The organism is Psychrobacter sp. ASPA161_9 (genome assembly GCF_051970275.1).
Taxonomy (GTDB): domain Bacteria; phylum Pseudomonadota; class Gammaproteobacteria; order Pseudomonadales; family Moraxellaceae; genus Psychrobacter.
The window spans coordinates 146,094-169,432 of record NZ_JBEFNI010000007.1; the positions used below are offsets into that span (position 1 = coordinate 146,094).

Here is a 23,339-nt window from a genome sequence, read left to right on the forward strand (position 1 = left end):
GGTTAACTTTATGTAAACAGATGTCTAATTATATGCTAATGTGTATATAATTGTAATTTTAACTGTCTTGGCGATTAATCCACCAACTAGGTAACTTGTTGGATTCAATCTTGCAAGGATAAGTAATAAAACAACAAAAACCCTATTTACGCGGTACCTTAAAACTTGTGGATACAACCATGAAAATGAGCCTAAACTCTATAGCAAAAGCGCTGCTTATCACAGCTTTCAGTAGTGTAATGTTGATGAATACTGCTCAAGCTAATAACCCAGCCCCAACCATTAAAGCAGATGCGCCCAACCGCTATATTGTCAAAAAAGGCGATACTTTATGGGATATCTCAGGGCGTTATTTAGACAGCCCATGGCGCTGGAAAGAGATTTGGGCCACCAATAAGCAAATTAAAAACCCTAACCTTATTTATCCTAATGACGTACTCATTTTATGCGTCATTCAAGGTAAGACGTTAATTGGGGTCGATACAGGCGAAGGTTGTGCTGGTATCGAAAAGCAAATAACAGGCAATGTAGTCGTTAGCACGGTTGCGGTTACTTCAGTAGCCAATAGTATTCCACCGATTCCACGGGCAGCGATCCAGCACTGGTTAGATAAAACGATTATTGTGAATCCAAAAGATTTCAACACTACCCCTTATGTCTTGGCGTCCAAAAAGCGCAACCTGATTACTGCTAGTGGCGATAAGATTTATACCAAAGGAATTCCGCTTATCGTTGGACAACGTTATGGCGTATATCGTGAAGGTGAGCTGTATGTCGACCCCAGAACCCAAAAAGTTATTGGTCTTGAAGTCACCCAAGTAGCAACTGGCTTGGTAACTAGCGTTGAAGAGAACGGCGTAAGTAGTTTGCAACTTACCGACTCTTATGGCAAAGAAGTACGTGAAGGCGATCGCGTGTTTGTAGAGCTGGATAATTCTATTCCACCAGTGTTCTATCCTGAGCCTGCAACTGTAAATCGTGGTGGTTTGATTGTTCGGGTTATGGATTCAATCAGCTCAGCGGCAAAGGGTAGTGTGGTAGCTATCAATTTAGGTAGCACGCAAGGCGCCAAACCTGGTGATGTGCTGTCTGTCTACCAAAAAGGGCCTTTAGTACGTGATACTAAAGATAACGACACGCCTGTACGCTTGCCAAGCGAGCTGTCTGGTATGGTGATGGTATTCAACACTTTTGATGATATCAGTTACGCTTATGTTTTAAGCTCAGAGCTACCACTGAATGTTGGCGATCAACTGTTACCACCGCCTTATCTATAAAGCTTCTATAGCAATTATCTACGAGTAAAACAGTCATGACGGTACATTTACCTCCTTTATCAGTTGAACAGCGCGCTATATTGGCATTGTGGTATGAGGTAAATGCATCATTGTCTGCTTATCATAAGCTTATTACCTCTTTTGATGATGCACAGCTTGCTTGGCAGGCTACGGTAGAAGCATGGCGACAGTTAGGTATTCACCACACTCACCTCAAACGTCATGAACAGCCAGAGCAAACGCTCGCCAGTATCGATAAAATTCAGCAAGCGCTGATAGAGAAACGTTATAGCCTGCTATTTGCCGATCAACCCGATTATCCTGTTCAGCTCCTACAGATTTATGATCCGCCACCATTGCTATTTTATCGTGGTAATAGCGCGCGCTTGCAGCAAGCACAAATCGCTATCGTGGGTAGCCGAAAACCCACCGCCCATGCGCAAAAAATCACTTTTGATATAGCACAGTACTTAGCGCAGGCAGGTTACGTCGTCACAAGCGGCCTTGCAATGGGCGTCGATAAGCGGGCGCATTTAGGTGCGTTAGCTCAAACCGATCGTGAATATCAAGGTCGTACCGTTGGTGTCATGGGTACGGGTATTGATGTTTACTATCCCAATCATCATGATCAATTATTTGCTCAGATTATCGAGCAAGGTGGCTGTATTATCAGTGAGCTATTACCACACACGCAGCCGCACAAACATACTTTTCCGCGTCGTAACCGTTTAGTTGCTGGACTGAGCTTGGCGACGATTGTAACAGAGGCTACTGTTCAAAGCGGTTCGCTAATTACTGCGCGTCTAACCTCTGAGCAAGGCAAACAAGTCTTTGCGATTCCAAGTCATATTGATAATAGTAATGCTGAAGGCTGCCATCACCTGATACGTGAAGGCGCGACTTTGATTTATCATCCTAAGCAAGTGCTAGAAGATGTTAATGGTCAGCTGGATTATGATAGTAAAACCTATCAGTCAGTAAATATACTCAAATCTAACAGTAATCAATTGCAGAGCGTCCCGTCCTCTAGCTCTATAGACACTAGCGAAAATCTTGTCGCAAATGCTAGCCTACCGGCATCGTCTAATATCAAATCTCCTCGTAGCGCAATAGTCGTACCTGAGCACTTAAAGGTTGTTTATGATCAGCTTGATTGGCATGGACAAGATTTAGATGCGCTCTTAGTCACCACCGGGTTTGCACCGCCGCAGCTCATTGGGCAGTTGATGGAACTTGAATTGCTAGGTATCATCAACGTACTGGGTGGGCGTTATTTACGCGTCTAAAGTCATGTTTTATTTACCTTCAAACTTTTCTGTTTATCAATTTCTAAGTCGTTGAGCTGGGTACAGTTTTGGCAGTTTTCAAATTCTGTCGTCCTAGTCTTTCTTTATCCTGTGTTATTATTAGTGCTTAATCTTCTATTATCCTGAAGTATTCAAGTCATGAAACAATCCGCACCATTCATTACCGACTCTATCGTTCAAGCTGCTAAGTGGCTCAAAAAAGGGCAGCTACTTGCTTATCCAACTGAAAGCGTTTGGGGTATCGGCTGCGATGCTTATGACAAAGCGGCAGTTCAGCGTATTTTAGCTATCAAACAGCGTCCACAAGCAAAGGGCATGATCGTCATTACCGATAGCATAGAGCGATTAACACCTTTATTAGAGGTATTAGAAGATGCTCAACGTGAGCAAGTCGTGAAAAGCTGGCAGACAGATAACAATACTGATTATACTCAAGAGCAGCAAGCGCATACTTGGTTATTGCCTATTCCGAGCACACTTGCTACAAGCATACCTCCTTGGATAAGGGGTCAGCACCAAACTGTCGCTGTTAGAGTTATCGCTCACCCTATTATCCGTCAGTTATGCCAACAGATGGTAAGTGCTCATAATCCGTTTGGGCTATTAGTTTCCACAAGCTGTAATCCATCAGGGCAGCCCCCTGCTATGAGCTTTACTGATGCCTATGCTTATTTCGGCGAGCAAATCAGCTACTTAAAAGCTGAGACCCTAGGTTATACCTTACCAAGCCAAATTTGTGATGCAACCACAGGTCTCATCGTTCGTTAGGGGGTAGCAATCATTCAAACAGTCAGTATGATTACTTAATTTCACTATTGACAGAAATAAAAGAATGGCGCACTATGAGTCAAGAAGGCAGTTATAAATTCTAGAAAATAGTGAGTAGATATCAATCATGAAACTAAATCCTGTGACCGAAAAATTTATTTTACATTGGGGCGAAATGGGTTCGCAGTGGGGTGTCAATCGCACCATGTCACAAATTCATGCATTGTTATATATCATTGGTAAGCCGTTAGATGCTGAAGAAATCACCGAAACTCTTGGGGTTGCTCGCTCTAATGTTTCAAACAGTATTAAAGAATTGCAAAATTGGGGGTTGGTACAAAAGGTTTCGATATTAGGTGACAGGCGAGATCATTTTACGACCAATACTGATGTTTGGGAGCTCGCACGTATCATTGTAGTTGAACGCCAAAAGCGTGAGCTGGATCCAACAGTACAGTTTTTACAAGAACTGATGAATAGCCCTGAGTTTGAACATGAAAATAGCGAAGTAAAAGCACGTATTCGTGATACCCAAGAATTCGTTGATACAGTCACCACTTGGTCATCTGAGATGCTTAGACTACCGACTAGCGCCCTTAAAAAAGTTTTGAAACTAGGTGCGAGTATTAAAAAGGTTCTAGGATAATCTAACTATGTAAAAATAAAAAATTTTGAGTACATATTTCTGTTTTAACAGAAATTAATGTAATGATGTAGCGCTTATATAGACTCCCTTCATTAGCAGTAATGACAAATGGATGTGTGAAATGAAAGCAAATAAAACACATGGTAATAAAGAGCAAGCGATCAAAGATGCTGTTAGCTCAGTAGAGTGGAAAGACTTGCACCAGCTGACTCGCGGCCAAATTGCTTATAACCTTATTTTGCCTTATCCGTTTTTATTGCTGTCATGGTGGTTTGCCAGTCAATCTTGGTATGTACTAGCGTGCGGCGCGTCGTATCTGTTTTTTGCTGCGGCCTTTCGCCAAGCTCACGATGGTTATCACCATAGCTTAGGTACAGGTAAACGCATGACTACCGCCATATTACTGTTGCTTAGTGTGCTATTGATGACCAGCTTGCATAGCATTCGAGCTACTCATATGGCGCATCATCGTGACCCCCTAGGCGATAGTGATATTGAGGGCAGTCTAGCAAAAGTGTCATGGTGGCAAGCGATGTTGGGTGGCATAACCTATCGGTTCGATATCTATCGTCAAGGACTGCGTCTAAGCAATCGCCGCAATCAAAACTTGGCTTGGTTAGAGTTTGGCTTAATTGCTTTAGTCATCTTAGTTGCCCTTGTATTGACCACGCTTACTATCTCAACTCTTGCCATGTTAGCGCAAGTGTTGATGTATCACCTACTGACCATGACGTTGGCAAATGCTAGTGTCGGAATCATTGCTGTGTGGGGTGTGCATCATGATTGCGATGAAACGATAGCCCGCACTGAGCGTAACCCATTGGTCAACATACTAACTTTTAACTTACTCTATCACGTAGAGCATCATCTATTTCCTGCTGTGCCATCCAATCATTTACCTGAGTTAGCCAAGCGTTTGGATGCAGTAGCGCCACACCTGACCGATCAGCATGTATTGCCCAATATATCTGTTGTTATGGACTTTATAAATAATCGATGGAACAAAATAAAAGATAGCTATCATCATAGTAACGATGATGGTGAGTGTCCTATTCGTAAGCGCTTTGCATAGTAGGTAGGCTGGATAAAACTGAGATACTTATCTATTAATTATTCACGATGAATTCACTAACCACTACCGACGCTCTATACTTTATGTTGGGTTACTCAGTTTCCTTCCAGCGCTATTGACGGGTGTTATTATCGCCAGCAAAAAGATATGGCTTGGTGATCATAAAAGTATATGTATGTCTTTTTTAATTGGATTTATGACATCTGCATTTTATATGGGTTCAATCGTCATCTATTTAGGTATAAATTCATGGATAGAAATGGGAGTGTTGTTGGCTTTTATGTTTATCGTAGGTCTGTTCGGCGCTGTAAATGCTGTTATCGCTAGTTGCCTTGCTTTACCAAAAGTATGTAAAAGTGGTTTTGATATAACATCCGAAAAGGAAGAGGATAGTTACAAAGGATTAATTTCAACTGAATGCTAAGCAAAAGATATAGGGAGTAAGGCATGAATATTCTAATCAGTGGTGGCTCAGGATTCTTAGGTAGTGCATTTAGTCGTGAGCTGATGACACGTTACCGCGCACAGAATAAAGAGCTGCATATTACTTGGTTGACTCGTGATAGCAGCCAAGCACACCCTGACGATATCGCTATGATGACTTATGATGAGCTTGCAAAGACTGATAAAAGCTTCGATGTCGTTCTAAATCTAGCAGGTGCTGGGATTGCAGACTCGCGTTGGAGCGATACCCGTAAAGAGCAGCTAATGGCGAGCCGCGTTAAGCCTACCGAGTCAATATTAGCATTTATTGCACGCAGTAGCGCCAAGCCTAAACTGCTAGTTAGCGGTTCAGCGATTGGCTGGTATGGAGTGCAAGGTGATAAGCCATTGACTGAAAGTAGTAGTTTTGAGACGGATTTTGCTCATAAATTATGTGATGATTGGGAGCAGTTAGCGCTCAAGGCCACTGAACATGGCGTACCTGTGGCTATTGTGCGCACTGGTGTGGTGATTCATCCTGATGGCGGTATGCTGGGTAAGCTTTTAACACCGTTTAAGATGGGCGTCGGTGGACAATTGGGTGATGGCAATCAAATTATGAGCTGGGTCAGTCGTGAAGACTGGGTAGGGGCTGCGATATTTATCATTGAAAAGCATTGTACTGATTATACGAACGGTCAGACCACGCAGGATAACTCGCTAAAAACCACAAATGATACGCCAGCGCTGGTCTATAACCTCACTGCGCCTAACCCAGTAACCAATCATACTTTTACCAAAGCACTTGGATCATGGCTAAATCGTCCAACGTTTTTCACTTTGCCAGAGTTTTTGCTTAAGCTGATGTTCGGTGAGATGTCGACGCTACTGATTGATGGGCAAAGGGTATTGCCACAAGCATTACAGGACGCAGGATATGAGTTTAAGCAACCAACGTTTAAGCAGGCGTTAGAAGATCAGAAGTAGTGAAGATAGCAAAAATTATAGAAGGTAATACTGTTTCACGTGAAACCTATACAGTAGATATATATCCTAATAAGTCATTAGATTTTGTAAGGTAAGGATGATAAGAATAAAGGCTCGAACAAAGTTTTTGATAAAACTGGGGCATGTCATCATTTAGATTTTAAGACTACTAATTTTATAAATGTGCTAATTGATGACACGCTCTAATATTAGTAGGCAGAAAGTGGAATATCTATGAAAAAAGTTTCAGCAATACAGATTCGCATAAATTTGTTATAAGATGACGCCATCTTTATGCAATCAGATATTATTATGTGGTTTTTCTTTATTATCATTACCCAACTGCTGGCGTTAACCACAAGCGTTATCTTATGGTGGCTCATTAAGCCAAAACGTTCGATTATAAAAAAAGCAATTTTACCATCCATTTTCATCATTAATAATGTGGCGCTCGTTTATGGGCTTAGTGATTTTTGGCTCGCACCTTTTCATATCTATTTAGTCGTGGGTATTTTGCAAGGCTTTATGATCTATGCTGCGCTGATTACCGCCGCTATTGCTCTGATATATTATAAGTTATTGAAAGGTCAGCGCCGACCTAAGCTCATACGTAGTTTCGGGGTAATGATATATATTGGCATCGTAAGTTTAGCTGTGTTTAATGCCTACTCGCCAGTGGTACATCAGTTAACTGTTACGACAACCAAGCCATTGAATGAGCCAATAGATATTGCCTTAGTATCCGATACGCACTTAGGTAGATGGTTTGGCAATCGACAGATAGATAGGTTGGTCAATCTCATCGATGCTCAGGATGCTGACATGGTAGTGCTGGCAGGTGACATTATGAATGATACTACTATCTATTACGACAAAACCAATATGCATGAGCGATTGTCAAAACTGCGAGCGCCGCTTGGCGTGTATGCTGTATTAGGAAATCATGATTATTTAGGGTACGAAGAAGCAATCGCTGAAGCGGTAACAGATGCAGGTATCACAGTACTGGATAATGAGAGTGTATTGCTTAACGAGTCAGTGTGGTTAGTCGGGCGTTCAGACGATGTAGATTCTACACGCTTATCAGCATCAGAATTACTGTCGAAGGTTGATACCGATAAGCCGACTATATTTTTAGAGCATCGTCCTACAGCGCTAGAAGAGATCAGCGATTTACCCGTAGATTTGCACTTATCGGGACATACGCATGGCGGACAGATATTTCCATTGACGATGCTAAAACAGTGGTTTCAACCACTGGTACACGGTACCAAAAATATAGAAAATACGCAGTTTCTAGTATCTTCAGGCTATGGTTTTGGTCCTGTACCATTTAGGCTAGGAACGCGCTCTGAGATATGGATGATTAGGTTACAATCTGCTCCATAAACTGTTTAAATAAATGACCTAATGCCCATGCTAAAAGCCTCTACTATATAAGCATAGTAGAGGCTTTTTATACGTTACCAAACTTCCGCTTAAACTTTTTTGTCTTGTCTAAATTTCTTTAAATACCAAAATCACTCTGGAATTACTCATGCGCTACGCATTTTTTATCACCATTTTTGTACTGTTGCAGCTTTTTAGTTTAGGAGCTGCGCTAAGCTTACAATGGTGGTTACAGCCTTGGATTGATATCGCGCTACAAATTTTAATATGGATTGCTATATTTGCTATTACCAATAGCTTGCTGCTACTGAGTGTAAAAAGAGTGTTTGCAAACAGCTATCGCTGGGTGAGTAGTTGGATGTTGATTATGCATTTCATGGTACTAACCGCGTTGCTCACCAGCTTGTTATACGGAGGTTATGGGCTAATAGTAACCTTTACTGACTACCGTGTTCTTAATCCTTCGGTAGTGGCAACGGGGTTGCGAGTACTTGCTCTGGTTATTTTTATTGGTCTGTTCATTTATGCTTTATATAGCGCCTACGTACCTGTTGTACGTAAAAAAACTATTAGTATTAATAAACCGATGGTAAGGCAATTACGTATTGCGGTAGCTAGTGATTTACATATTGGTCGGCTATTTGGTGGCGATGCGATAGATAGGCTACGTCGCCTTGTCGTCCAGTCTGAAGCGGATATACTGTTAATGCCGGGCGATATTATGGATGATAATACCGAAGCATTTACAGCCTATGATATGCAGGCAAACTTAACTGAACTATGTGCTAGCCTGCCTTACGGGGTCTATGCGACATTAGGCAATCATGATTTATACGGGCATGAACAGCCTATTAGTCACTCACTGCGTAGTGCTGGCGTGCATTTATTGAACGATGATGTAGTCTGCCTGACGCATCAAGGTCAACCGATTTGGTTGGTTGGCCGTTTTGATAATCACAAACGTGAGCGCGTAGCGACGACAGAATTACTGGCGCAAGTAAATGTAGATGAGCCCATCATATTACTAGACCATCGTCCTAGTGATATCGTTGAACATAGCCAGCTACCCATTGATTTACAAGTATCAGGACATACTCATAATGGTCAAATATTTCCCGCTAATTTTATCGTCAGTGCTATTAACCGTCTAGGTTATGGTTATGAAGCCATTGGCAAAGGACACTTTGTGGTGTCATCCGGCTATGGTTTTTGGGGTATTCCATTTCGCTTGGGTTCGCGCTCAGAGATTTGGTTAATCACTCTTAGTGGTAAGTAATTGACGGACAAAGCTGGCAAACTTGTCAATAATACCAGCCGTCTCATGACCAAGACCTTTATGAATACTCATTAAATGAATGAAGCCATGCGGCGCGCCTAGCACAGTGTAGGTCTTAGTCGCGATACGACTATCTTGTAATTGGTCAGCATAAATCAAAGCCTCATCACGTAAGATATCTAATTCAGCCGCCACAATATAGCTTGGACACATGCGCGTGTTATTGCCGTGCATAGGCGATGTAAGCGGGTGTGAGCCTGACAAAGTACTATGTTGCATGTAGGCTGTGTCAAACACTTCCACATCATTGTAATCGAGCAATAACCCTTTACCGTATAGCGTCCAGCTAGGATAATTCGCTTCAATATCGGTGACAGGATAGAGAGGCAGTTGGGCTAGTGGACGAGGCAAGTCTTGCAACTTATTAATCATGTCTTCTTCATCTAACCCTAAATTTAACCATTGCGTAGCGTCTGGCGCAGTGATTTGTTGAGCGAGCAAGATTGCTAAGCAACCACCGGCACTGTCACCTGATAATACAATACGCGATGGCAATGCACCCAAAGTATGGCAGCGCTTAGCTAACCATTCATAAGCAGCTAGACAGTCTCTAAGAGCGGTTGGGGCAACATACTCTGGCGCCAATCGATAGTCAACACTGACCACCGACCAGCCTGTTTGTCTGCAGACTGCGTGACAAAACTCATGATGAGTATCAAGGTCGCCAATACAAAACCCGCCGCCATGAAAGAACAACATGACTGTTTTATCGCGGTTAGTTTCATCAACACTTTGCCCATGCTGCTGATAACAGCGCACCGTCATATCATCGCCGTCAGCGTTAGCTATTATTTCATCTTGCCAGCGAACCGTTGCGCCAGTTTCTGCCTTACGTTGTGTGCTAGTTTTCGCGTTATTTTTTGCGTTGATTTCTGCATTATCTTTAATCGGCAGCTTTAAATCATTATCCAGTTGTTGCCAGACGTTTGGCGCTTGCATAGCGACTGCGTCAGCTGCAAATTTATGTCGTAACGTAGTCAGTTTATCGATACGTAGCGGGCGCTTAAGCTTATTATTTAGCGCTATAATCAAACGCAAGTGGGCATCAGCATGTGGGTATTGCTTAGTGTTAGAACCCTGTAAAGAGGTATTAAGCCTTTCAAGTAGGGGCGTAGGCAGATAGCCGAGACCTTTTAGCACATAGTGAAATGCATGCTTTTGATAGCGCGCTTTTGAGTGGTGAATATCACTAGAAAGGCTATTGTTTAGATGATTAATTAGCAGTTTACTATCTTTTGCTGAACTGCCTTTTGATGGACTACGCTCTGATGCATCACTGCTTGCTCGACTGCGTAGCGCTTTTATTGTATTAGCAATTTTACTTACCAGTACATTTATGGATGGAATTGGTAGGACTGGCGTAATATTCCTTAGTAAATTCAACCAAGTGAGAGAATGAGTTCGAAAATATATAAAGGTTAGCAGCCTATGACAGATAATAAAATTATCATGTTGTTGAGCCACTTACTCTCAGCTTTTAGTATCTTTTAAGTCCATCGTTGTCTATTAAAGCTCATTATTTCATCAAAAGCTAAAAATTCATCTTGTTTAGGCTTGAAATTTGCCCCTATGGCCTTTATCAAGCAGCTATCAGAACATAATTATACCAAGCGGTTATTTCCAACAAATCCATTTATAACAAATCCGCGCTTAGCGGTTTTATTTTACATTAAGTTTAAGACTCATTAATAAAATCATAAGGAGCTATCATGACTGAACAAGCACCCAACCACGAGTTTGACGCAAATGACCCAAAAGCGGCACAGAGCAATATCGACCGTGATGAAAGCATTTTAGAGGAAACTATGAAAGAGTTTAATCCAGGAAATAACTCTGGCGAAGACAATACTATCGAAAACGATATCGATATCGATGCTTTTCACACGCGTATCGCTGAGCTTGAAGGTGAGGTCAAACAAGCTAAAGAAGGTACCGCTCGAGCCAATGCTGAAGCTTACAATGCGCAAAAGCGTATGGAGCAAGAAGCGGATAAAAGCAAAAAATTCGCTTTGCAAAAATTTGCTAAAGAATTGTTAGAGGTCGTCGATAACCTAGAGCGTGCTGTCGAGATGGCTGATCCTGAAGATCCAGTCGCTGAAGGTGTTAAATTGACTCATAAAGCGCTGCTAACCGTACTCAATAAGCATGGCGTAGAAGTGGTTGATCCACAAGGCGAGAAGTTTAATGCTGATTTCCATGAAGCAGTAGGTATTGACCCAGAAGCAGAAGCGGATATCGTTGGCACTGTGTTGCAAAAAGGCTATAACTTAAATGGTCGCCTATTGCGTCCCGCTATGGTACGTGTCGGTCAGTAATCGAAGTGGGAATGAAGGTAAGCCTTAGCAAAAGTAGGGATATTCACAAAACTTCACACAAAACCGAGTTAATGTACTGTCATCGACTTGAAAAACCATAAACGTAAACCGATATAAAGCAACAAGTGACCACTTAAGGTCTGATATACCAAGTCTAGTCGCATTTATTCAGTACAGCTCAATAGTATGAACAATAAATGCGCCTAGCAACCAATATGCAAAGTAGCTTATATATAAAGTAGCTTAGATAAGCAGCAATCTTATAAACAGTAATCTAGAATAAATTTGGAGTAATTAATTATGGGTAAAGTAATTGGTATTGATTTAGGTACAACTAACTCGTGTGTAGCCGTAATGGAAGGTGATAAAGTTAAAATCATCGAAAACGCTGAAGGTACACGTACTACACCATCTATCGTCGCTTATAAAGATGACGAAACGCTTGTTGGTCAGTCAGCCAAGCGTCAAGCAGTCACCAACCCAAACAACACTTTGTTTGCAATCAAACGTCTGATCGGTCGTCGTTTTGATGACAAAGTTGTGCAAAAAGACATCGGCATGGTGCCATACAAAATCGCTAAAGCTGATAATGGCGATGCTTGGGTCGAAGTTAACGGTAAGAAATTAGCACCACCACAAGTTTCTGCTGAAATCTTGAAAAAAATGAAAAAGACCGCCGAAGACTATCTTGGTGAAAGTGTGACTGAAGCGGTTATTACCGTACCAGCTTACTTTAACGATTCACAGCGCCAAGCAACTAAAGATGCGGGTAAAATCGCTGGTCTTGATGTAAAGCGTATTATCAACGAGCCAACAGCGGCTGCACTTGCTTATGGTATGGACAAAAAGCAAGGCGATAGCACGGTTGCTGTTTATGACTTAGGTGGCGGTACGTTTGACGTATCAATCATCGAAATCGCTGACGTTGATGGCGAGCAGCAGTTTGAAGTACTAGCAACCAATGGTGATACATTCCTTGGTGGTGAAGACTTTGACTCAGCTTTGATTGAATATTTAGTTGCTGAATTCAAAAAAGAGCAAGACGTGAACCTTAAAGGTGACTCTCTTGCGATGCAGCGTCTAAAAGAAGCGGCAGAGAAAGCTAAAATTGAGTTATCAAGCGCGCAAAGCACTGAAGTGAACTTGCCATATATTACTGCTGATAGCAGTGGTCCTAAGCATTTAGTCGTCACTATCAGTCGCTCAAAACTAGAGAGCCTCACTGAAGAGCTAGTTCAGCGCACGATGGGTCCTTGTAAGATTTCTCTTGAAGATGCTGGTATTAAACTCAGCGATATCGACGATGTTATCTTAGTCGGTGGTCAGACTCGTATGCCACTAGTACAGAAAAAAGTACAAGAATTTTTCGGTCAAGAGCCACGTAAAGACGTGAACCCTGACGAAGCAGTAGCCGCTGGTGCAGCGATTCAAGGTGCGGTATTGTCTGGTGACAAAACTGACGTACTATTGCTTGATGTTACGCCATTGACACTAGGTATCGAAACGATGGGCGGTGTAATGACGCCTGTTATTGAGAAAAACACCATGATTCCTACCAAGAAATCACAGGTATTCTCAACGGCAGAAGACAACCAGCCAGCAGTAACGATTCAGGTGTATCAAGGTGAGCGTAAAATCGCCAATCAAAACAAACAGCTTGGACGTTTTGATTTGACTGAGATTCCACCAGCGCCACGCGGTTTACCACAGATCGAAGTAACTTTTGATATCAACGCTGACGGTATCATGAACATCTCAGCAACTGACAAAGGTACTGGTAAAGCACAAAGCATCCAGATCAAAGCAGACTCTGGCTTGACGGATGAAGAAGTTGAACAAATGGTGCGTGACGCTGAAGCCAACGCTGAAGAAGACGAGAAATTTGCTAACTTAGCGCAAGTTCGTAACGAAGCTGATGGTCGTATCCATGCGGTTCAAAAAGCATTGAAAGAAGCTGAAGACAAAGTGACTGATGAAGAAAAATCAACAGTAGAAACCGCTATCTCTGAGCTTGAAACAGCTGCTAAAGAAGATGATCATGATGACATCAAAGCGAAGCTTGAAGCGTTAGACAATGCTTTCTTGCCAGTCAGTCAGAAGATTTATGCTGAAGCCGGTGCTGGCGCTGAAGGTATGGATCCAAGTCAGTTCCAACAAGGAGCTGAATCAGCTGATAGTAACCAAGCTGATGATGACGTGGTCGATGCTGAGTTTACTGAAGTAAACGAAGACAAAAAATAAGAACTTATATAATCATAAGTAATTAAATTAAAAAAACGCATCCTTCGGGGTGCGTTTTTTTTATGGTTATTATCATTACTACACGATACGTCGTGTTTTTATGGTTTAAAAGCATTCACTGTCAGTACCTCATAAGTCAAATTAACGTAAGCCTGACCATCTTCATCTTGTGCTGAAAAATGCTGCCAATAATCCAGCTCAAATTGTTTTAAACGTGCTTTTGTCCATATAAAAGGTTGGGAGTTAGTAGATTGGGTCTGCGTTAGATTGGTCGACACTCCTGTCAGTTTCATATGTTTCAATATAGCGTATGGATTAGCAAACGGTAAATCAAAGCGCTGAGTCGATAGCTGAATTTTCTCAAAGCCGGCATCAGCCAGTGCAAATCGCCATTCATCAATATCTGGATAGTGTAGTCCTTGACCAGTTAATGCTTTAACTTGGAGAAAGTTATTTGAAGTAAAGGTATTAAATAACAATTGACCTTTAGCTTGTAAGCACAATGCTGATTGCACTACAAAACTTAAAGGGTTATCAAACCACTGTATCGCATTGGCACTAATGATCAAGCTATGTAGTCTCTCGAAATCCATCGTCTCAGCATCACCAATCGCTATTTTGGCGGTTGGTAAAATTGATTGCAATGTAGTAGCTTGTTCCGTGCACAACTCATTGATAAGCCAATGCTGACTTTGAATACATGCCGCTAGTAGGCGTGTCATTTGACCGGTGCCTGCACCAATTTCTAACACACTATCTTGTCTGTTATGAGCAATACTGGCCAATAAATACTGACAGACTTGCTGCTGAATATTGGCATGTTGGTCATAGTCGCTGGCATTAGAAAAATGACGAGCGATGGTCTGTTTTCTGGCGCTGAAGTTATAAGGTGTGGCGAGCATTTCCATATTGTTTATCACATCCAAGTAAGTCAATTGTCGCTTGATATAGTCAATCCTATCTAAATCGGATACGGTGTCAGGCGCTCTCAGTCTACTATTAGCAGTACTTGTACTCGCCTTCCTAGTATTCAAATTATCTTTGAGCGACTCTATATAGTTAGCCTTCTACTGCATAATAGAATCATAATTGTTGTATCAACCGATCGCAGTCTTCATTCGTCAGTTTGGCATTCATGACTAAACGAATACGAGCTGTGTTTGCAGGAACGGTAGGCGGTCTGATAGGCAATGCGTAAAATCCCGCCGCTTGCAGTTGTTGCGCTTTGGCCAGAGCACGCCCATTATCGCCCAATATATAGGGAACAATAGGTGAATCATAGCTTATATTTTGGGTAGTTGACGACACAGGATGTAGGTGATTGATGGCTTGACTAAGTTTCATAGATAACTGTGCTAGATGTGTGCGTTGATCATTTAGTTTTGGCATCTTTGCCAAGATAAAGCGTGTCCATGCATGATTGATAGGAGGGAGCGCAGTACTAAAAATCAGCGGGCGCATGGTGTTAATCAGCCATTGCTTGACGACATCATCACACATTATATAAGCACCAACTGAAGCAAATGCTTTACCAAAGGTACCGACCAAATAATCAATATCAGCCAAGGTATGTGTTTCTTCTGCCAATCCTAGACCTGTATCGCCCAATACTCCAACAGCATGTGCTTCATCGACATAAAGCTCAATGCGAGAATCTTTGGCTTTTAATTGCACTAACCGAAGCAAATCAGCACGGTCACCATCCATACTAAAAATACTTTCAGTGACAATAATAATGCGCTCAACAGTTGGATCTGCTTGCGCAATAAATTTAGCTAAATGCTCATAATCATTATGACGGTAGCGACGATAAGTGACCATCTTGCTTTGGCTCAAACGTAGTCCATCGATGATACTGGCATGTACCAGTTTGTCTGCCAAAATAAGGGTCTTGATTGGTAGCGCCGTTAGTGCTGGCAAGATACCAATATTAGCATGATAGCCGCTGTTCAATACCAACACCGATTTTAACTTATCTGCATTTTGTTTGCGGACGGCTGCCTGATACCAATTCTGCAACTCAGATTCTAGTGCTTGCAACTGTGTATCATTCCCTGTGAGCAACCGTGAGGAAGTGGCACTCATCTTAGGTAGCTGTGCCAATGGCAACTTTTCTACTTTATTGAGGAACTCAGTTTGCAACTCAATGTCGCAGCCTAGGCCTAGATAGTCGTTACTGGCAATATTAAGTAGAGTGTTGCCTTGGTTAATTACGTAACGTCCCTGATGTTCTAGGCTTGGTAAACGACGATATTGCTGCTGGGATTTCAAGTGTGTCAATGATTCTTGCAATTGCGCCACTATAAAACTTGCCATATTTATATATTCCTTTACCTTACTTATAATTTTTGGCATTAATTATCTAACTAATAAGTGGGAAGTATTGCACAAAATAGCTACTTGTAACAAAAAATTTCATATCTTGGTGTTTGTAACCAGAGTGATGATAAACACTTGCAAATCTTAACCCTCATACTATTAAACACTGACAGAGTCTTTGAAATAGTTTGTTACTATGTACTCATCGTTAGCAAACAAGGCGATATGGCTATAACAGCCAACACTAATAACTAACTTGTTTGTCAAATTTCGTTTCAAGGAGATAACAATGAAAACTCTACAAAAAACTCTACTTGCGTTAGCAGCTGGTTCTTTATTAAGCGTGAGCGCACAAGCCGCTGTATCTTATGGTAATGGCTACACTGGTCAACCATACGTTGGTGTGAAAGTTGGTCAGTTCGACTTAGATCGTTCTGGTACAGATGATCCAACAGCATACGGTGTTTATGGCGGTTATAACTTTGACCCTAACTTCGGTATTGAAGCTGAATATGTAGGTTCAGATGATGCTGATTACTATAACGGTGAAGTTGATGCCAAAACTTATGGCGCATATGGTACTTATCGTTATGCTTTCCCAAATACCGGCTTATATGCCAAAGGTAAATTAGGTGTCGCTAAAACTGAAGTAGAAGGCAAAGGTACTTTGACACGTAATTTCTCTGATAGTGATACCAGTATTGCTGGTGGTGTAGGTCTTGGTTACTCAGTTAACTCAGACTTTAGTGTCGAAGCTGAATACGACATGCTAGGTAATGATGCAGACCTTATGACAGTCGGCGCTCAATTGAAATTCTAAGCTTGTTAGCGAATAAACCAAAAAGTATAAGCTTCAAGATTTAGTAAAACAAAAAAACGATCACTCAATGTGGTCGTTTTTTTTGTTTAAATTTATTTGAAAACTATATCTTCATAAACCAAGCTACATCATTCCCATGAATGACAATACTGTATTGATTTTTAAGACATTATTAAGCGACAAAATGTGCTACATTAAAAGCTAGAACTGCAAAGGAGGGTACGCTGATGATTGAGACTATTTGGATGATTGAACCTTGGCACTGGCTGGTATTGGGCTTTTTATTAATGATTGCTGAGATATTTATCCCTACCTTTGCAAGCCTTTGGTTTGGCGCTGCTGCTATTATCGTTGCTGCTCTGTCATGGTTATTACCTGTCCCCTTAATATTACAAGTTATTATTTGGCTAGCTTTGTCGGTATTGTTCATGTTTGCTTGGGTTAAATATATTAAGCCATTATCGATAGACCGTACAAAAGCTGGATTGGGTGGCAGTGTGATTATCGGTGAAACTGGTATGATTGTCGTTAAGCCGCAAGCGGGTAAACTTGGAATGGTACGTTTCAATGTACCTATTGTGGGTGCAGATGAATGGCCATGCCGGACACATGATGAAACGGTCGAAGTAGGTGATCGAGTTATTGTCACTGATATCAGTGGTAATGAGTTGATCGTCGCGCCAACTAAGCGTATAGAAGCACCTATCGTTAATCAGCCTAATATTGCCCCTGTTGTTGGCAGTCGTCCTGTCGCAAGTAAAGCTCAGGTTAATAGGTTAAATCTTAATAAACCTGGTCTTGATAGAGATCGTCTTAAAAAAAAGTTTACAGATAAGTAAGCGGTCTCAGCACTTTATTGGCAACGTTTATTTAGTAGCATGAGATATTGTTTTCTTTTCAGCATAGCAATTACTTGCAAGATCGTAAGATACATCGGAGTTGTAGAGATTAAATAAATAAGACATTGCTGCACCATTTATGGCAATGGTTCAAGGAGAGCATTATGAATAGCATCGTGAGTAGCATGAATAGTATTAGTATCGTTATGCTGGTATTAGTTGCTTTAATTGCCCTGACCGTCTTTAAGGGAGTGCGTATCGTACCGCAAGGCTATAAATGGATCGTGCAGCGTTTAGGCAAATATAATCAAACGCTAGAGCCTGGTTTAACGCTGATTATTCCTTTTATTGATACGGTGTCCTATAAAGTAACGACAAAAGATATTGTATTAGATATTCCGTCACAAGAAGTGATTACCCGCGACAACGTGGTAATTATTGCTAACGCGGTTGCTTATATTAATATCGTACGTCCTGATAAAGCAGTTTATGGTATCGAAGATTATGAATATGGTATTCGCAATCTAGTACAAACCTCATTGCGTTCAATCATCGGTGAGATGGATTTGGACAGCGCATTATCTAGTCGTGATGAGATCAAAGCATTGCTCAAGCATGCGATTTCAGAAGATATCGCTGACTGGGGCATCACGCTAAAAACGGTAGAGATTCAAGATATTAACCCTTCACAAACCATGCAAGCATCTATGGAAGAGCAAGCGGCGGCAGAGCGTCTACGTCGTGCGACAGTGACGCGTGCCGATGGTCAAAAGCAGGCTGCTATCTTGGAAGCGGATGGTCGCCTAGAGGCTTCACGTCGTGATGCGGAAGCGCAAGTCGTACTGGCTAAAGGGTCTGAAGAGTCGATTCGTCTTATTACCGCTGCCATGGGAGATGAAGAGATGCCGATTGTCTACTTGCTTGGTGAGCAGTATATCAAGTCGATTCGTCAGTTGGCTGAATCTAATAATTCGAAAATGGTAGTATTACCCGCTGATATCCTAAGTACGGTTAAGGGTATGGTTGGTGATAAATTGAAAGTTTAACAGACGATAGACGACTATAAACGTACACGAAAAAGACCTCAGTTGAGGTCTTTTTTATGGCTACTTTTTAATTTAGAAGATAATAAAATCAAATAACTTTAGAAAAGCGATTTTTATGCTTCTTATCAAGATATTCATCAAACACCATGGCCACGTTACGACCAAGCAGACGACCTTTTGGTAATACGCGAATACCGGCGGCATCCATATCGATGAGCTTATCTTCTTGCATCTCGCCCAACTGTTGAATTTCATCAATAAAGTAAGTAATAGCATCGATACCGAATTTTTGATTGACGTCTCTAAAGTCGATATAGTCGTGACAGAGTAAGTTCATAATCACATATTCACGTAAGCGATCCTTTATTGACGTTTTAATAACTTTTACCGCCGGCATGATAGCAGGGTTGTTTTGCGCCGCATCGATACTGGCTTGATAAGCTTGTAGATCCGTATCGTTTTGTAGGATATAGCGGGTGTTGGTATTGGCAATTTGACTGATGGATGAGACGCCAAAACCTAGCAAATCACAGTCGCCCATGATGGTATAACCTTGGAAGTTACGATGTAATTTGCCTTCACGCTGTGCGACAGCCAGCTCGTCATCAGGCTTAGCAAAGTGGTCAATACCGATATATTGATAACCAGCTTCGGTCAGCGTATTGATGGTGTTGCCAAGCATAGCGAGCTTCGCAGCTGGATCTGGCAAATCATCATCTTTAATTTGACGTTGGGCTTTAAAGCGCTCAGGCAGATGTGCATAATTAAATACCGACAGACGATCTGGCGACATCTCGATAATGCGGCGTACCGTTTTATCCAAGGTAGCAGGCGTTTGATGCGGCAGACCATAAATCAGGTCAATATTAATAGAGTGAAAGCCCAATTCGCGCGCTTCAGTGAGCACGTTTTCAATCAACTCTGCTGAATGCACGCGATTGACCGCGATTTGTACCATCTCATCTAAGTCCTGCACCCCTAAACTTACTCGGTTAAAACCGAGGTTGCGTAATACTTTTAAGGTCTCACCACTTAGCTCACGTGGATCAATCTCAATAGAGTAGTCGCCTTCATCTTCAGGTAAAAACTCAAACTGCGTCTGCAAAAACTCCCACAGCTGTACCATCTCTGCATCACGCAAAAACGTTGGCGTACCACCGCCTAAATGTAGCTGCTTGACGAGTGGTTTATCACTATCATCTGGCGTAGCTAATAAGCGACGTTTGTGCTTAATCTCAGCGATTAAATACTGCAGATAATCGCCTGAGTCGCTATTTTTTTTGGTGATAATTTTATTACAGGCGCAGTAGTAGCAAAGATGACGACAGAATGGAATATGGAAATATAGTGATAGTGGGGCACGAGCTTCACGATTCTGCAGGATTTTTGTCTCAAGTCCCTCTGGCATCGGTGAGAACTCTAAAGCGGTCGGGTAAGAAGTATAACGCGGCCCTGAGCGGTTGTATTTATTTATAATCGCTTCATCGAATGCGGGTAGCTGCTTAGTCATGATGCTGCCGCGCGTACTGGCATACGGATTGTCAGGCTGCATGACAGGGCGTACCGTAGTCGGCTGCTCATTAGCATGGTTGTAAGGCTGCTGGGTGTTAATGTTCACTTCACTCATGGGGCATTCCTTATACCAAATCCATCTATCTAAGATAAAAATAGCCATACTTTAAAGGCTAAAACATGGTCTATCAAAGTTTTTGATAGGGTATTAATGGCTAAATATATAGCGACTATTATAGCAAATCCTTACTATTATTGTGGTGGTTGATTGGTTTTTGTACCCCCACACTTGACTCGATAGCTATGAATTAATTGTTTAAAAAATTATTGTCCAAAAAAGACTGTAAATGTTGGCGCTCACTGATTGTCAATTCGTCTTCTGCCACTCTGATTTAACCTCATAGCATAGAATAAGGGCTAATAGTCTATTTAGTTTTTAGAAAACTACGGACGTTGTTGATCAGTTATTAGATATAATTTTTCGATAATAAGCAAAGAACCCCAGAGTTTATCTGAGGTCTTATGTATGTCTTTATAATACTTACTTCAATTTACTCTAGAGCTATTCTCTTAATTTAATCTTATTACCAACCGCTTGATTGGAGATTTCACTAGCGCTAAAAGGTAGGCGAATCCACTCTTTATTCGAGTAGCGACGCGTTTGGTCACGGTGATACGGTCTTGTGGTATCCGCCGATTGCGAGTAGGCCAGCAACGCTTCTACAACAGGCCCTTTATCATCAAAGGTCACTGTCTGCATATAAGTTGGACCGTTACTAATTGGTTTATAGGTACCATCCTCATTTAAACCTTGACCTTGTGCAACGTTGAATATTCCTTCACGTCCCAGCCCGCCATGCATAGGGATTTTTGCGTTGTTCATGCCTGCATCGATTACATATTGTAGATCCGCTAACTTGGCATCAAGGGCTATGTTTTTGCCATTAAAAAACGCGATTGAATCACCTAAAGCTTTACGCGTATCACTATCGATGATTAAATCGCGAGGCGTATTGAGCGGATCATTCATATCAAATTTAACATTAAACGCAGCATCAGTTGTTTCAGTGAAGTTGACATTACGCCAAAACTCTCTAAATACGTGAGCGCCTTTGCTATCAAGGTTGTCACGACGATCCCAGTTGGTTAGCACGTTACAAGCTTGAGTAGCATCGATGGTTGCACCACTAGTTAACGGCATGATTGGATTGGCATTACAATCCGCTAATACATCGTCAAGTACCAACTCGGCAACATAACTGCGATTGCCATAAACGACATCTTGAAGGTTGTCTACAGTAAATTTAGTACCACCAAGACCGTCCGAATTGTCGAGTCGATCTAGTATCTGCTCAAATGCCATGCGAGTACGCATCAGCAGCGGCACACCGTTTACAGGATTAGGCCCTACAAATGGCTGCAAGCGTCGACGTAGCAGTGGTGAAAAACCAGTTAGTGGCTCTTCAGGGTTGCTCAACCAATAACTGTCATTTGAGTTGGCGACATAGTCATTACGAATTAAGAATGGCAAGTTTGAGCGTCCAAAGATGCCCGCTTGTGGTGAGTCTGCATCATTACCCCATTCACAGTCAGCCGTGCTGCCGTTTAGTGCTGGCAAGTCGAAGCTAACCAACGCTTGTAGATATGGTTGATTGGTAATACAGGTATTTAATTTTTGTGCCGTAACATGAGGTACTGTCGAGATATCAGCGTAAAGTGCTTTGCCATTTCTGTCAGTGGCAATGGTATTAACAAACCCTAAGCCCACGATATCTTGCATACTATCTTTTAAATCTTCAACACTGGTGGCTTTGTTCATGCCCAGCCATTGATTAAGTGATCGTGGGTTCTCCGATGCTGCATCACGAATCGTAAATGCCAAATTATTAGCACCCCAAGCTGGCAAGCCACCGTTAACCTTATCAACCGCTAGCATAGGACCAAAATGCGAAAGATAGATGGGCTGCACCAACGTTTCATTATTAGGCAATTGGATAGTCACATCGACCTTCTCGATGTCACGTTGTTCGACACTACCGTCACTATTTTTATAGTTGTACTTCATGGGGTCGCCGTTCACTAGGCTCAACTGATAAAGAGTAAAGCGTTTGGCGGTAGAAACAGTATGACTCCAAGCGACATCTTTGTTAAAGCCGATATTGGGGAACGGTTGACCTTGTTGGGCAGCACCCATGACATCAAGCTCACCGGGTAAGGTAAGATGGAATTGATAAAAGCGCTGGACTCCATTCCACGGCTCGTGTGGATTGCCATATAGTATACCGCTTTTGGTATCGGTCACATCTTTGCCTAACGCATAAGCATTACTGCCGCCATCTAGTACATTGATGGTGGTCATATCAAATTCAACTTCGGGTTCTGGGCCAATAGAACGCATTCTAGAGCTACTCATTATGCTGTTCTGTGCTGGTGGCGTTGCTGCAACGATTGGACCGACAAAGTTGGATAATCCACCGCGCAAGTTGGCTTTACCATAAAGAGCTAGCAAATCATCGACACTGATTTCACGTACCCATTTAGCTCCGGCACAATCAGGGTCAAGATTCGCCACGCCTTTATCGCGTAAATAGCGACTATAGCCAGCAGCATAGCCTTTGACAGCGTCGATTACTTCTGGGTCTTGAGCCGCTAAGAATTCAGCACGTCGGGTTTGGGAGTTATACCACGTATAAAAGATGTCACTAGCGACGTTACCGTCATCTTCTAAATAAAGCATGCTCTGACCATTGGCAATCACAATTTCACGCGCCAACGAGCAGATATTATCTTCAGCAAAAGCATAGCCTACACCGTAGCCTAGACCTTTATAATTCTTAGCAGTGATATGTGGTATGCCGAATTCAGTACGCTGGATATCTGCTGAATACGTCACAGAAGGAATGTAAGAGTTATCATCGTCATCTCCGAAACAGCCGGACAATCCTAATGATACTGCTACCGTCAATAGCGTGAGTGTGCATACACGCTGATTAGGCACTTTGATGCTCATAAGCTTACCCATCCATGGTTAATTGGTGTTAT

General features: G+C 42.0%; 18 protein-coding genes and 1 pseudogene. 14 read left to right on the top strand and 5 right to left on the bottom strand.

The window, feature by feature from the left end; all coding sequences use genetic code 11:
• Nucleotides 1-179 precede the first annotated feature (179 nt).
• From ACTQ9S_RS09640 to ACTQ9S_RS09680, 9 genes are all read left to right on the top strand, one after another.
• On the top strand, nucleotides 180-1,277 hold the full coding sequence (locus tag ACTQ9S_RS09640; RefSeq protein ID WP_068038776.1) for a LysM peptidoglycan-binding domain-containing protein: 1,098 nt from the start codon (nucleotides 180-182) through the stop codon (nucleotides 1,275-1,277).
• 35 nt (nucleotides 1,278-1,312) lie between these two features.
• Nucleotides 1,313-2,563 carry a DNA-processing protein DprA gene (dprA, locus tag ACTQ9S_RS09645; RefSeq protein WP_440454823.1) on the top strand — a complete coding sequence of 417 codons (1,251 nt, stop codon included), beginning with the start codon at nucleotides 1,313-1,315 and terminating at the stop codon, nucleotides 2,561-2,563.
• Between the two features lie 159 nt (nucleotides 2,564-2,722).
• Nucleotides 2,723-3,352 carry an L-threonylcarbamoyladenylate synthase gene (locus ACTQ9S_RS09650; RefSeq protein ID WP_440454824.1) on the top strand — a complete coding sequence of 210 codons (630 nt, stop codon included), beginning with the start codon at nucleotides 2,723-2,725 and terminating at the stop codon, nucleotides 3,350-3,352.
• Between the two features lie 127 nt (nucleotides 3,353-3,479).
• Entirely contained in the window at nucleotides 3,480-3,998 is a 519-nt protein-coding gene (locus tag ACTQ9S_RS09655) for a GbsR/MarR family transcriptional regulator (protein WP_440454825.1), read from the top strand.
• 121 nt (nucleotides 3,999-4,119) lie between these two features.
• Nucleotides 4,120-5,070 carry a fatty acid desaturase family protein gene (locus ACTQ9S_RS09660; RefSeq protein WP_440454826.1) on the top strand — a complete coding sequence of 317 codons (951 nt, stop codon included), beginning with the start codon at nucleotides 4,120-4,122 and terminating at the stop codon, nucleotides 5,068-5,070.
• 175 nt (nucleotides 5,071-5,245) lie between these two features.
• Nucleotides 5,246-5,494 carry a hypothetical protein gene (locus tag ACTQ9S_RS09665; protein ID WP_440454827.1) on the top strand — a complete coding sequence of 83 codons (249 nt, stop codon included), beginning with the start codon at nucleotides 5,246-5,248 and terminating at the stop codon, nucleotides 5,492-5,494.
• A gap of 23 nt (nucleotides 5,495-5,517) precedes the next feature.
• Nucleotides 5,518-6,480, top strand: a complete 963-nt coding sequence (locus tag ACTQ9S_RS09670) for a TIGR01777 family oxidoreductase (protein WP_068038758.1) — start codon at nucleotides 5,518-5,520, stop codon at nucleotides 6,478-6,480.
• Nucleotides 6,481-6,774: 294 nt separating this feature from the next.
• Nucleotides 6,775-7,869 carry a metallophosphoesterase gene (locus ACTQ9S_RS09675; protein WP_351118961.1) on the top strand — a complete coding sequence of 365 codons (1,095 nt, stop codon included), beginning with the start codon at nucleotides 6,775-6,777 and terminating at the stop codon, nucleotides 7,867-7,869.
• 148 nt (nucleotides 7,870-8,017) lie between these two features.
• Nucleotides 8,018-9,145 carry a metallophosphoesterase gene (locus ACTQ9S_RS09680; protein ID WP_440454828.1) on the top strand — a complete coding sequence of 376 codons (1,128 nt, stop codon included), beginning with the start codon at nucleotides 8,018-8,020 and terminating at the stop codon, nucleotides 9,143-9,145.
• Here the strand turns inward: ACTQ9S_RS09680 and ACTQ9S_RS09685 are convergent.
• Complete coding sequence (locus ACTQ9S_RS09685) at nucleotides 9,122-10,669, bottom strand: alpha/beta hydrolase (protein ID WP_440454829.1); 1,548 nt, start codon at nucleotides 10,667-10,669, stop codon at nucleotides 9,122-9,124. The two genes, ACTQ9S_RS09680 and ACTQ9S_RS09685, sit on opposite strands and share 24 nt — an antisense overlap.
• Nucleotides 10,670-10,914: 245 nt before the next feature.
• Between ACTQ9S_RS09685 and grpE the strand changes: the two genes are divergently transcribed.
• Together grpE and dnaK are read left to right on the top strand one after the other, a co-directional pair.
• Nucleotides 10,915-11,520, top strand: coding sequence for a nucleotide exchange factor GrpE (gene grpE, locus ACTQ9S_RS09690; protein WP_068038751.1), 606 nt, complete (start codon nucleotides 10,915-10,917; stop codon nucleotides 11,518-11,520).
• Between the two features lie 300 nt (nucleotides 11,521-11,820).
• A complete protein-coding gene (dnaK, locus tag ACTQ9S_RS09695) occupies nucleotides 11,821-13,761 on the top strand; it encodes a molecular chaperone DnaK (protein WP_350657230.1) in 1,941 nt (646 codons plus the stop codon).
• Nucleotides 13,762-13,859: 98 nt separating this feature from the next.
• On the opposite strand, the gene ACTQ9S_RS09700 is transcribed toward dnaK, so the two are convergent.
• Both ACTQ9S_RS09700 and ACTQ9S_RS09705 read right to left on the bottom strand, forming a co-directional pair.
• On the bottom strand, nucleotides 13,860-14,669 hold the full coding sequence (locus ACTQ9S_RS09700; protein ID WP_440454830.1) for a methyltransferase domain-containing protein: 810 nt from the start codon (nucleotides 14,667-14,669) through the stop codon (nucleotides 13,860-13,862).
• Between the two features lie 175 nt (nucleotides 14,670-14,844).
• Nucleotides 14,845-16,077 (bottom strand): 8-amino-7-oxononanoate synthase, encoded by a 1,233-nt coding sequence (locus tag ACTQ9S_RS09705; RefSeq protein WP_440454831.1) that lies wholly within the window; start codon nucleotides 16,075-16,077, stop codon nucleotides 14,845-14,847.
• Nucleotides 16,078-16,369: 292 nt separating this feature from the next.
• On the opposite strand from ACTQ9S_RS09705, the gene ACTQ9S_RS09710 reads away from it, so the two are divergent.
• The 3 genes and pseudogenes from ACTQ9S_RS09710 (at nucleotide 16,370) to ACTQ9S_RS09720 (ending at nucleotide 18,785) form a co-directional block, all read left to right on the top strand.
• Nucleotides 16,370-16,900 carry a porin family protein gene (locus ACTQ9S_RS09710; protein WP_068038740.1) on the top strand — a complete coding sequence of 177 codons (531 nt, stop codon included), beginning with the start codon at nucleotides 16,370-16,372 and terminating at the stop codon, nucleotides 16,898-16,900.
• 227 nt (nucleotides 16,901-17,127) lie between these two features.
• A pseudogene (locus ACTQ9S_RS09715) lies at nucleotides 17,128-17,583 on the top strand (NfeD family protein); the annotation flags it as partial.
• Between the two features lie 341 nt (nucleotides 17,584-17,924).
• Entirely contained in the window at nucleotides 17,925-18,785 is an 861-nt protein-coding gene (locus ACTQ9S_RS09720) for an SPFH domain-containing protein (protein WP_068039533.1), read from the top strand.
• Between the two features lie 88 nt (nucleotides 18,786-18,873).
• On the opposite strand, the gene hemN is transcribed toward ACTQ9S_RS09720, so the two are convergent.
• Both hemN and ACTQ9S_RS09730 read right to left on the bottom strand, forming a co-directional pair.
• Nucleotides 18,874-20,412 (bottom strand): oxygen-independent coproporphyrinogen III oxidase, encoded by a 1,539-nt coding sequence (gene hemN, locus ACTQ9S_RS09725; RefSeq protein ID WP_440454832.1) that lies wholly within the window; start codon nucleotides 20,410-20,412, stop codon nucleotides 18,874-18,876.
• Between the two features lie 447 nt (nucleotides 20,413-20,859).
• Complete coding sequence (locus tag ACTQ9S_RS09730; RefSeq protein ID WP_440454833.1) at nucleotides 20,860-23,307, bottom strand: penicillin acylase family protein; 2,448 nt, start codon at nucleotides 23,305-23,307, stop codon at nucleotides 20,860-20,862.
• Between the last annotated feature and the right edge of the window lie 32 nt (nucleotides 23,308-23,339).